Below are 10,513 nucleotides of genomic sequence, written 5' to 3'. Positions count from 1 at the left end.
ATCAGGACTCGAACGTCCAGGACAACAGAGTGCTCACCTGCCGGCCGGCTACCACCAGGAGTGTGCCCGACGGCTCACTCCCAGAACTGATTAGGAATGACATGCCACGCATCGGAATGCTGACGCCGTCGTCCAACACCGTGCTGGAACCCGTCACCTACCGGCTGCTGTCCGGCGTCGAGGACGTGAGCGTCCACTTCAGCAGGTTGCCGGTCACCGCTATCTCCCTGTCCGACAAGGAGAACAGCCAGTTCTCGCTGGAGCGGATGTCGGCCGCCGCCGAGCTGCTCCGGGACGCCGCCGTGGACGTGGTGGTGTGGAACGGGACCGCGGGCTCGTGGCTCGGGCTCGACTACGACCGGCAGGTCAGCGCCGCGATCTCGGAGGCGTGCGGGGTGCCGGCCACCACGTCGACCCTGGCGCTGCTGGACTCCTTCCGCGCCTTCGGCGTCACGCGGCTCGGCCTGGTCACGCCGTACACCGGCGACGTCACCGCGAAGATCGCCGAAACCTACGCCGCGGAAGGCATCGAGGTCGTCCACGACGAGCGGCTCGACATCACCGACAACTTCAGCTTCGGCTCCGTCCCCGAGCAGCGGTTGGCCTCGATGATCGAAGCAGCCGCCGCCGATGTGCACGCCGTGTCGCTGGTGTGCACGAACCTTCGCGGCGCGTTCGTCGCGGCCGAACTGGAGGCGAAGGCCGGAATCCCGGTGCTGGACAGCGTTTCCGCGACGCTGTGGAAGGCGCTGGACGTGCTCGGCGCCGGTGTCCCGATCGACCGCGGCAGCGTGCTGCTCTCGGGCTCGACGCGTGCCGCGCTGAAGAGGATCTGCGCCTCGCTGCGGGAGGCGACCGGCGCCGACCGGACGACGATGCGGCTCGACCTGCCGTCCCAGCGGCTCGGCGTCGACCTCGCCGCGGCGGAGGACACCGGGCCCGGAGTGCGCGCGATCCAGCACGACCCGGGCCTGGACCAGCGGAAGCTGAACACCGTGCAGTGGCTGGAAGAACACCGCCGCACGCTGGTGCAGCCGCACTTCCGGGCGGACCCGCAGCCGCCGCAGGCGCTGATCGAGACCTACGGCGTGCAGGCCCAGATGCTCGCCCCGGTCGAGGTCGACGACGCCATGGCGGGCTGGCTGTCGGTGCACAGCCTCGCGGAGCGCGATTGGCGCCCGGCGGACATCCGGGCCATCGAGACCGCGGCAGCCGAGGTCAGGGCCCTGCTGGCCGGCTGAACAGCCGTGAGTGCTTTGGGGTGCCATAGCGCCCCAAAGCACTCACGGCCCCACGACCAGCGAAATCGGAGGAGAGGTACATGAGCAAGGACATCCAGATCTGCCTCGGGGTGGACGTCGACGCCGTCGCCGGGTGGCTCGGCTCCTACGGCGGCGAGGACTCGCCCAACGACATCCAGCGCGGCGTGTTCGCCGGCGAGGTCGGCACGCCCCGGATGCTGAAGCTCTTCGAGCGCTACGAGATCCCCACGACCTGGTTCATCCCCGGTCACTCCATCGAGACCTTCCCGGACCAGGTGCGGGCGGTGGTCGACGCCGGGCACGAGATCGGCGCGCACGGCTACTCGCACGAGAACCCCGTGCGGATGACCGAGCAGCAGGAACGCGACGTGCTGCTGAAGTGCATCGAGCTGGTGGAGAAGGCCAGCGGCCGCCGCCCGCGCGGCTACGTCGCGCCGTGGTGGGAGATGTCCGAGCACACCGCCGCGCTGCTGATGGAGAACGGCTTCAGCTACGACCACAGCCAGAACTACAACGACTTCCACCCGTTCTACGCGCGGGTCGGCGACTCCTGGACGAAGATCGACTTCGCCGGTCCCGCCGAATCGTGGATGAAGCCGCTGCAGCACGGCCACGAGGTGGACCTGGTGGAGTTCTGCGGCAACTGGTACGTCGACGACCTGCCGCCGATGCTGTTCAACAAGCACGCGGCGAACTCGCACGGCTTCGTCAGCCCGCGCGACGTCGAGCAGCTGTGGCGGGACCAGTTCGAGTGGGTGTACCGCGAGTTCGACTACGGCGTCTTCCCGGTCACCCTGCACCCGGACGTCTCCGGGCGGCCGCAGGTGCTGCTGATGCTGGAACGGCTCATCGACTACTGGCGTTCCCTGGACGGGGTCCGCTTCGTCACCTTCGAAGAGGCCGCGGCCGACTTCCGCAACCGCTACCCGTTCGCCGAACCCGGCCGGCCGTCCCCCGCCGGCCCGTGACGTGCGGGGGCGCGGTTTCAATTGAAACTGCGCCCCCTGGTTCCCGGGGTGGCGGTTTCAATGAGCGCTTTCCGGCCTCGGTGCGGTATGTCTGTGCCGCTGGGTCGTGAGTGGTCATGGTCGCTATGACGACCACAGGCACTCACGACCCCTGCGCATTCGGCCCCGGATCCGACACCGCAGACCAGGATGAAAACGCTCGCAGAAACTGCGGATCACGCCCGGGGATGCGACTGACTACGCTTTGGGCGAGTGCTGAGGGGAAAGGAGCGGACGTGGCCCAGCCGATCCCGTTGGGTTCCCGCGACCGGCCGCTGCGCGACCAGGTCTGCGAGGAGATCCGCAACCGCATCATCGACGGCCGGTTCGCGCCGGGCGACCGGATCGTCGAGCGCGAGCTCGCCGCGGAGCTGGCTGTCTCGCGGGTGCCGGTGCGCGAAGCGCTGCGCACGCTGCGGGTCGAGGGGTTCGTCGAAGACGTCGCGCGGCGTGGCGTCATCGTGCGACGCCTGGAGCGCCGCGACGTCGAGGAGCTCTTCGACGTGCGCGAAGCGCTGGAGAGCCTGGCGTGCCGGCTGGCGGCGAGCAAGGCCGACGCGCGCGGCCTGCGGGCGCTGCAGCGGCACCTCGCCCGGGCGGACAAGGCGTTGCAGGGCGGCGACCTGCAGGCGGTGGGCAAGGCGAACGGGGACTTCCACGACGAGATCGTGCGGCTGGCGGACCACCACCTGCTGGCGGGCATGCTGGACCCGCTCCAGGGCCGCCTGCACTGGCTGTTCCGGCAGGTCGACGACCCCGAAGAGCTGTGCCTGGAGCACACGAACCTCTACGAGGCGATCGCCTCCGGCGACCCGGACCGAGCGTCGGCCGAAGCGATCCGCCACATCCACCACAACAGGGACACGGCCCTCCGCCTCCTCTTCGAGGCCTGACCGGCGCCGACCCCGCGGTCCAGAGATCGGAATCTCCCATTTTAGGCAAAATCGGGAGGTCTCATCGCTGCGGTGCGGGTGTCGGCGTCCAATTTTAGGCAAAATTGGAAACCCCACCTGGCGCGGTGCCGGGTGGGGTTTCCGGTTTTAGGCAAAATTGGGGGGCGTCCTGCCGCCCCGCAGCTCCTACAGGTGCTCTTGGGCGAGGCGTTCGCCGAGGTCGACCAGGAGCGTCGCCGCTTCGCGGATGCAGCGCTGCGGGTCCGGCTCGATGTCGGTCAGCGCGTACGCCGCTTCGACGCCCGCTTCGCGGAGGCGCTCCGGCGTCAGGTCGCAGCGCCCCGCGATCGCCACCACCGGCACGCCCGCTTCGCGGGCGCGCGCGGCGACTCCGGCCGGGCCCTTGCCGTGCAGGGTCTGCTCGTCGATGGCGCCCTCGCCGATGATCACCAGGCCCGCGCCCTCGAGCTGCCGGTCGAAGTCGATCAGCTCCAGGATCACGTCCACGCCCGGCCGCATCCGCGCGCCCAGCACCGCGAGCGCGCCGTAGCCGACGCCGCCGGCCGCCCCGGCACCCGGCTGCTCGGCGACGTCGCGGCCGCCCGCGGCCAGCACCGCACGCGACCAGTTGCCCAGCGCCTCGTCCAGGAAGCGGACCTGCTCCGGGTCCGCACCCTTCTGCGGCCCGTACACGTGCGCCGCACCGCGCTCGCCGAGCAGCGGGTTGTCCACATCGGACGCGAGGATGAATTCGGTTTCGGCCAGCCGGGGATCCAGGCCTGACAGGTCCACTGTGGCCACTCGACCCAGTGGTCCACCGCCTGGGGGCAACGGGTTATCCGCAGCATCCAAGACCCGCGCCCCCAGGACGGTGAGCATTCCGGCGCCGCCGTCGGTGCTCGCACTGCCACCGACGCCGAGCACCACGGTCCGCGCTCCCGCGTCCAAAGCCATCAGGATCGCCTCGCCGGTGCCTTCGCTGGAGGCCGCCAGCGGGGCGAGCTCTTCCGGGTCGAGCAGCGCCAGCCCGGAGGCCGAGGCCAGCTCGACCACGGCGGTGTCGCCGCTGATCGCGATCTCGGTGTCCACCGGCTCGCCGACCGGGCCCGCGACCCGCACCGGAATCGGCGCGTATCCGCTGGCCAGCGCGGCCTGCACGGTGCCGTCCCCGCCGTCGGCCACCGGCGCCAAGCGCACCTGCGCGTCGGGTCGGGCCCGGCGCAGCCCGGCGGCCACCGCCTCGGCGACTTGCGGCGCCGTCAGCGAGCCCTTGAACTTGTCCGGCGCGATGAGGACGGGTCCTGGCACAACCAACTCCGATCGCTAGGGCGGCATCCTCCGCCGGGACGCCCGGCACGAACCCGGCGGAGGACACCAAGGGGTCTTACGGATATTCCACCCGAGGACCCCGTCCGTGGGAAATGCGGGGCACGCTCGCCGACCACGCCACCGCGCGTCGCCGGCGAGCGCACCTCGCGCAGGGCTGCCCTGAAGCCCCGCCTGGGGTGCGGGAGTGTGTGACAGGACCAACCGACGCGGTTCCCGTACGCGTCGGCCGGCCTCCGCACCCCGAGGACCATTACGCGTTGGGCACCGGCTCCGGCTCGATCATGGCGTCGATGCGGATGCCCCGGGCCGTGTTGGCCTCCCGCTCGATCATCACCTCGACCAGGACCGGGCGGCTGGTGGCGACAGCCTCCTTGCGCGCCCACTCGATGGTCTCGACCAGGTCACCGGGCGCGAACACCCGGCGGCCCGAGCAGCCGTAGGCCTCCATGATCTTGACGTTGTCGGTGCCGTACTCGTCGTAGTGGATGTCCACCTCGGTCTTCATGCCGAACGCGTCGCCCTCGGCCTGGCGGATCAGGCCCAGGTACTCGTTGTTCAGCATGATGATCACGAACGGGACGTTGTACTGGGCGGCCACCGCCAGCTCCTCGACCAGGAACTGGAAGCCGTAGTCACCGACCACCGCGACGACCTCGGCGTCCGGCTCGGCGGACTTCACGCCGATCGCCGCCGGGATCTCCCAGCCGAGCGGGCCGGCCTGGCCGCACACCTGGTAGTGCCGCGGCAGGTGCGCGGTCTGGAACTGCCCGCCCCAGATCTGGTACAGGCCGATCGCGGTGACGAAGTACGCCTCCGGCGGGAAGATCTGGTTGATCTCCCGGTACACGCGCGGCGCCTTGATCGGCACGGTGTCGTAGTCGTCCGGCCTGGTCAGGGTCTGCTTGAGCACGCCGACCCGGGAGACCCACTCGGAGTAGTCCTTCTTGGCGTTGCGCTTGCGCGCGGCCTCGATCAGCGCGTCCAGGAACAGCCGGGTGTCCGAGACGATGCCCAGGTCCGGCCCGAAGACCTTGCCGATCTGGGTGGGCTCGATGTCGACGTGGATGAACTTGCGCTCACCGCGGTAGGTGTCCAGGGCACCGGTGTGCCGGTCGCCGAAGCGGGCGCCCAGCGCCAGCACCAGGTCGGCCTCCAGGAACGACTGGTTGCCGTAGCGCTGGCTGGTCTGGATACCGGTCATGCCGGCGAACAGCTCGTGGTCCTCCGGGAAGGAGCCCTTGCCCATCAGCGTGATCTGCACCGGGACGCCGAGCAGCTCGGCCAGTTCGCGGACCTGCTCGTGGGCGTCACCGAGGATGACACCGCCACCGGCGAGGATCAGCGGCCGGTCGGCCTCCAGCAGCAGGTCCAGCGCGCGCTCGACCCGCGGCAGGTGCGGCTCGACGGCCGGGATCGGCAGCGGGGCGTCCAGCGTCGGGTCCCACTCGATCTCCTGCTTCTGCACGTCCAGCGGCAGGTCGATCAGCACCGGGCCGGGGCGGCCGGAGCGCGCGACGCGGAACGCCTCGCGGAAGATCCACGGCGCCTGCGCGGCCTCCTTGACCTGCACCGCCCACTTCGTCACGGGCTTGGCGATGTCGACGATGTCGACCGCCTGGAACGCCTCCTGGTGCAGCTTGGTGGACACCGCCTGGCCGGTGATGCACAGGATCGGGATCGAGTCCGCCTGCGCGGTGTAGAGACCGGTGATCATGTTGGTGCCCGCCGGGCCGGAGGTGCCGATCGCGACCCCGACGTTGCCGTTGGTGCGCGCCCAGCCGTCGGCCATGTGGGTCGCGCCCTCTTCGTGGCGGACGATCAGGTGCTTGATGCCGCTGTCCTCCATCGCCGCGTACAGCGGGAGGATCGCCGCACCGGGGCAACCGAAGGTGATGTCGACGCCCTCGGACTTCAGCACGTCGACGACGGCCTGCATGACAGGAACTTTGGGCATGGTGTAAGACTTCCTCTCGGGTGCCGCGCTTCGACGCGCACCTTGTTGGGAACGGGTCAGTGGTTTTGGTTGCTTGGCGGCGCTGGAACCGCTGACCCGTGACCGTCTTGCTTCGAGATCGCCCGGCCGGGCGAGTTCTTCCGCAATTTCAATGGAAATCGAACCTCTAATTTCCATTGAAATTGCGGACCTGAGGAGTGGGGTGGCGGTGCCGCGCGGGGCCGTGGCCGCAGGAGACGAGGAACTCCCCGCGCGACACCGCGGTCTCAGTCGCGACCGTTGAGCTGCGTGATCTGCTTGAACAGCCCGGAGTGGTCGAGCTTGCCGTCGCCCTGCGCGACGGTCGCGGCTACGAGCTGGCTCACGAGCGAACCGAGCGGAAGCGTCAGGCCTGCTTCGCGGGTAGCAGCCTGGATGATGCCCATGTCCTTGTGGTGCAGTTCGAGCCGGAAGCCCGGGGCGAACTCGCGGTTGCGCATCTTCTCGCCCTTGGCTTGGAGCACAGTGCTCCCGGCGAGCCCACCGCCCAGCACCTTGAGACCCGCCTCGGTGTCGACGCCGTGCGCCTCCAGGAACACCAGGGCCTCGGCGAGGAACGCGATGTTGCCCGCGACGATGAGCTGGTTGGCCGCCTTGACGGTCTGCCCGGCCCCGGCGGGCCCAACGTGGACGACGGTGGTGCCGACGGCTTCGAGCACCGGACGAGCCGTCGCGAAGGCGTCCGCCTCGCCACCGACCATGATGGACAGCGTGCCGTCGATCGCCTTGGGCTCGCCGCCGCTGACCGGCGCGTCGACCGCCTGCACGCCCTTCTCGGCGGCGGCTTCGGCGACCTTCCGCGAGACGTCGGGGCGGATCGTGCTGCAGTCGATGAGCAGCGTGCCCGGCTTGACGTTGGCCAGCACACCATCCTCGCCGTAGACGGCACCCTCGACGTCCGGCGAGTCGGGCACCATGGTGATGACGATGTCGGCGTCGCGGACCGCCTCGGCGATGTTGCTCGCGCCCTTGCCGCCGTCGGCGACCAGTTGGTCGATCTTGTCCTGGCTGAGGTTGTAGCCGGTGACCTCGTGGCCGGCCTTGACCAGGTTGGCCGCCATCGGGCCGCCCATGATGCCCAGCCCGATGAACCCGATCTTGCTCATGGTTGTGGTACCTCCGTGGTTGTCGCCGGTCGTGAGCGAATGTTCCGGTGAGAAGCGGGGAATCCGCTCACGAGCGCTCAGCGCTTGATCCAGCCGAAGCTGTCGGCGCTGGCGCCGCTCGGCTTGTACTCCAGTCCGATGTGGCCGGTGTAGCCCGCCGCGTCGAGCTTGTCGAAGTAGTGCTCGAAGTCGATCTCGCCGGTGCCCGGCTCGTTGCGGCCCGGCGCGTCGGCGATCTGCACGTGCCCGATGGCGTTCGCGTGCTGGTCGATCACCGCGTTCGGGTCGTCGCCGTTGACCGTCAGGTGGTAGAGGTCGAACAGCAGCCGCAGGTTGTCGACGCCTTGGGCGTGCACGCGGTCGATCACCGCGAGCGCGTCGGCGGCGGTCTTCAGCGGGTACGCGGGCGTGCCGCTGACCGGCTCGATCAGCACCACGCCGCCGATGCGCTCGGTGCCCTTCGCCGCGCGCACCAGGCTCTCGACGGCCACGTCGTCCTGCGCCGCCGCCTCGACCCCGTCGATCCGGTTGCCGTACAGGGCGTTGAAGGCCCGGCAGCCCAGCCGCTCGCCGATGCCGACCGCGACGTCGACGTTGTCGGCGAATTCGCCGGCGCGGTCCGGGTTCGACAGCACGCCGCGATCTCCCGCGGGCATGTCACCGGCGAAGAAGTTCAGGCCCACCAGCGAAACCCCGGCGTCGGAGATCGCCTGGACGAACCGGTCCACCTCGCGGTCGGTGGGCACCGCGACCGGGAACGGCCACCAGAACTCCACCTTGTCGAATCCGGCGGCCTTCGCCGCGGCGGGACGGTCCAGCACGTCCAGTTCGGTGAACAGGATCGAGAGGTTGACGTCGTAGCGGTTCGGATTCATCGGCACCCCCCTCGGGAGAAGTTTCGTTATGCGGAAGTCTTATTTCGTACAACGATAGATTAGCGACAAGGGAGTCGGCGGTCAACGCCCCACCCCGGGTTACCCGCCGGTCACCCACGGCCGCCCCACCAGCGCAGAAGCCGCGGAGAGCCAGTCCTGCGCGGCGGCCCCACCTGGGCGGATACGGTTCAACCGGGAGGTCACACCAATGATCTTGCGAGCTGAGTTCACGACCGAGCCCTTCGAAGGGGAGGGCGAGCCGCCGGCCCACGCCGTGGCCGCCCGAGACTGCCTGCTCGCCGCCGGGCTGGAGCCCGAATTCGGCCCGCTGGGCACCTCGATCAGCGGCGAGCGCGAGCAGCTGCTGCCCGCGCTCGCCGCCGTGATGGAAACCGTGCTGAGCACCGGTGCGAACCGGATCACCCTGCAGGTGACCGTCGGCGATGCCGACGACGACCGGGTTTAGGCTGGTCGGCGTGCATCCGCTCGCCAACGCGATCGCTCCGCTGCTGGAGCACATCGGCGGCACCGCCGTGCCCGCAGACGAGCGCGAACCCGGCGACATCGTCCTGTACTGGGAGGGCGCGCCGGTGGTCGCGGTCCGACTGCCCGGCCAGGAGCTGACCAGCGCCCTCGACCGGATGATCCGGGACGTCGAGGGCGAGCTCGGCGGCCGCCTGCCGGACCTGCCGCGCCCGGACAAGCAGCGCGCCGTCCGGCTGCTGGAGGAGCGCGGCGCGTTCACCCTGCGCAAGTCCGTCGAGACGGTGGCCAAGGCGCTCGGCGTCAGCCGCTTCACGGTCTACAACTACCTCAACCGCGAGCAGGCCAACCGGAGCTGACCCGGGCAGCACCTCGAAGCGCCCCGTTCCCGCTGGTCACACCCGTGCACACTTCTTGCTGCCAGAGCGACACGAAGTGCGCACGGGCCACAGCGGCTCCCGAACCACACCCCCACCGAGGCGTCGGCGCACGCCTCCACGCGCCGGGCGGTTCGCCCGGATTTGTGCCAACCGCACAACGCTCGACCAGGATTTTTCAACAAAGTGTTGACACTTGGCGGAGCGCGGTCGTAGCTTTTGCCGCACCGGAGCTCGTGACCGGCAACCGCAGCACAGCCCAGGCATGCTCGGACTCTCGTCCGCCGCCTCCGCCAATCCCGAAAGCCTCTTCGGGGCCGCACATCCTGTGAGAGTTTGCGATGTCAACAACCACCGAAACGGACCGGCTGAACGGCCTACCCCGAGCGGAACTCGTCCAGCAGCTCCTCGCCTGCCTGGACATCCCCCGCTGGGCCGCCGACATCGCCGACCGGCGCCCGTTCACCGACGTGGACGCCGTCTACCAGGCCGCCGACGCCGCCGCGCCGGAGCTGGCCCCCGAGGAGATCGACGGCGCGCTCGCCGCACACCCCCGAATCGGCGAGCGCGCCACCGGCGAGGACACCTCGGCCAAGTTCTCCCGCAACGAGCAGTCCGGGGTCGACGGCGGTGACGCCGAGCTGGCCCGCGCGCTGCGCGAGGGCAACGAGGCCTACGAACAGCGGTTCGGGCACGTGTACCTGGTCTGCGCCGCCGGTCGCAGCGGCGCGGAGCTGCTGGAGATCCTGCACTCGCGGCTGGACAACGAGCCCGGAGCAGAGCTGCGGATCGTCGCCGACGAACTCCGCAAGATCGCACGTCTGAGATTGGCAAAGGTGATCGAAGGATGAGTGCCGTCACCACCCACGTGCTCGACGCCGCACGGGGCGCCCCCGCCGCCGGGGTCGCGATCCGGCTGGAGGCCGCCAAGGGCCCCGACTGGAATTCGATCGCCGCCGGCCGCACCGACGACGACGGCCGGATCAAGGACCTGGGCCCGGACCGGCTGGACGCCGGGGACTACCGGCTCACCTTCGAGACCGGCGAGTACTTCGACCGCCAGGGCGTCGCGACCTTCTACCCGCAAGTGCAGATCACCTTCCGGATCGCCGACCCCGCGCAGCACTACCACGTCCCGCTGCTGCTGAGCCCGTTCGCCTATTCCACCTACCGAGGGAGCTGATCACC

The 10,513-nt window shown here is 69.8% G+C and carries 11 protein-coding genes; 7 read left to right on the top strand and 4 right to left on the bottom strand.

Annotated features, from left to right (window positions below; all coding sequences use genetic code 11):
- Positions 1 to 101: 101 nt before the first annotated feature.
- The 3 genes from AC07EQ_RS31655 (at position 102) to AC07EQ_RS31645 (ending at position 3,162) form a co-directional block, all read left to right on the top strand.
- The gene (locus AC07EQ_RS31655) at positions 102 to 1,241 is read left to right on the top strand and encodes an aspartate racemase/maleate isomerase family protein (RefSeq protein WP_478391497.1); all 1,140 of its coding nucleotides are present in this window, start codon (positions 102 to 104) and stop codon (positions 1,239 to 1,241) included.
- Positions 1,242 to 1,321: 80 nt separating this feature from the next.
- A complete protein-coding gene (locus AC07EQ_RS31650; protein WP_478391496.1) occupies positions 1,322 to 2,230 on the top strand; it encodes a polysaccharide deacetylase family protein in 909 nt (302 codons plus the stop codon).
- A gap of 275 nt (positions 2,231 to 2,505) precedes the next feature.
- Positions 2,506 to 3,162, top strand: a complete 657-nt coding sequence (locus tag AC07EQ_RS31645) for a GntR family transcriptional regulator (RefSeq protein ID WP_478391495.1) — start codon at positions 2,506 to 2,508, stop codon at positions 3,160 to 3,162.
- Positions 3,163 to 3,348: 186 nt separating this feature from the next.
- On the opposite strand, the gene AC07EQ_RS31640 is transcribed toward AC07EQ_RS31645, so the two are convergent.
- The 4 genes from AC07EQ_RS31640 to AC07EQ_RS31625 form a co-directional block, all read right to left on the bottom strand.
- The gene (locus AC07EQ_RS31640; RefSeq protein ID WP_358575032.1) at positions 3,349 to 4,476 is read right to left on the bottom strand and encodes a glycerate kinase; all 1,128 of its coding nucleotides are present in this window, start codon (positions 4,474 to 4,476) and stop codon (positions 3,349 to 3,351) included.
- Between the two features lie 265 nt (positions 4,477 to 4,741).
- Positions 4,742 to 6,445, bottom strand: a complete 1,704-nt coding sequence (gene gcl, locus AC07EQ_RS31635; RefSeq protein WP_478391494.1) for a glyoxylate carboligase — start codon at positions 6,443 to 6,445, stop codon at positions 4,742 to 4,744.
- A 266-nt stretch (positions 6,446 to 6,711) separates the two neighbouring features.
- Positions 6,712 to 7,653, bottom strand: coding sequence for a 2-hydroxy-3-oxopropionate reductase (locus AC07EQ_RS31630; protein ID WP_478391500.1), 942 nt, complete (start codon positions 7,651 to 7,653; stop codon positions 6,712 to 6,714).
- A 14-nt stretch (positions 7,654 to 7,667) separates the two neighbouring features.
- Entirely contained in the window at positions 7,668 to 8,465 is a 798-nt protein-coding gene (locus AC07EQ_RS31625; protein ID WP_478391493.1) for a hydroxypyruvate isomerase family protein, read from the bottom strand.
- Between the two features lie 208 nt (positions 8,466 to 8,673).
- Here AC07EQ_RS31625 and AC07EQ_RS31620 point away from each other — a divergent pair, with 208 nt between their 5' ends.
- The 4 genes from AC07EQ_RS31620 (at position 8,674) to uraH (ending at position 10,508) form a co-directional block, all read left to right on the top strand.
- Positions 8,674 to 8,931, top strand: coding sequence for a thiamine-binding protein (locus tag AC07EQ_RS31620; RefSeq protein WP_132491684.1), 258 nt, complete (start codon positions 8,674 to 8,676; stop codon positions 8,929 to 8,931).
- Positions 8,909 to 9,307, top strand: coding sequence for a helix-turn-helix domain-containing protein (locus AC07EQ_RS31615; RefSeq protein WP_478391492.1), 399 nt, complete (start codon positions 8,909 to 8,911; stop codon positions 9,305 to 9,307). The genes AC07EQ_RS31620 and AC07EQ_RS31615 overlap by 23 nt, the downstream gene beginning before the upstream one ends.
- Before the next feature lie 359 nt (positions 9,308 to 9,666).
- On the top strand, positions 9,667 to 10,176 hold the full coding sequence (gene uraD, locus AC07EQ_RS31610; protein ID WP_478391491.1) for a 2-oxo-4-hydroxy-4-carboxy-5-ureidoimidazoline decarboxylase: 510 nt from the start codon (positions 9,667 to 9,669) through the stop codon (positions 10,174 to 10,176).
- Positions 10,173 to 10,508 carry a hydroxyisourate hydrolase gene (gene uraH, locus AC07EQ_RS31605; protein WP_478391490.1) on the top strand — a complete coding sequence of 112 codons (336 nt, stop codon included), beginning with the start codon at positions 10,173 to 10,175 and terminating at the stop codon, positions 10,506 to 10,508. Before uraD ends, uraH begins: the two co-directional genes overlap by 4 nt.
- Positions 10,509 to 10,513 lie beyond the last annotated feature (5 nt).

This window comes from Saccharopolyspora sp. NPDC045839 (assembly GCF_056431645.1).
This window is presented reverse-complemented; position numbering and strand designations above follow the sequence as displayed.

Coding starts and splice junctions, on each gene's coding strand:
- AC07EQ_RS31655 (WP_478391497.1), top strand. CDS start 102: ATGCCACGCATCGGAATGCTGACGCCGTCGTCCAACACCGTGCTGGAA.
- AC07EQ_RS31650 (WP_478391496.1), top strand. CDS start 1,322: ATGAGCAAGGACATCCAGATCTGCCTCGGGGTGGACGTCGACGCCGTC.
- gcl (WP_478391494.1), bottom strand. CDS start 6,445: ATGCCCAAAGTTCCTGTCATGCAGGCCGTCGTCGACGTGCTGAAGTCC.
- AC07EQ_RS31625 (WP_478391493.1), bottom strand. CDS start 8,465: ATGAATCCGAACCGCTACGACGTCAACCTCTCGATCCTGTTCACCGAA.
- AC07EQ_RS31620 (WP_132491684.1), top strand. CDS start 8,674: ATGATCTTGCGAGCTGAGTTCACGACCGAGCCCTTCGAAGGGGAGGGC.
- AC07EQ_RS31615 (WP_478391492.1), top strand. CDS start 8,909: ATGCCGACGACGACCGGGTTTAGGCTGGTCGGCGTGCATCCGCTCGCC.
- uraD (WP_478391491.1), top strand. CDS start 9,667: ATGTCAACAACCACCGAAACGGACCGGCTGAACGGCCTACCCCGAGCG.
- uraH (WP_478391490.1), top strand. CDS start 10,173: ATGAGTGCCGTCACCACCCACGTGCTCGACGCCGCACGGGGCGCCCCC.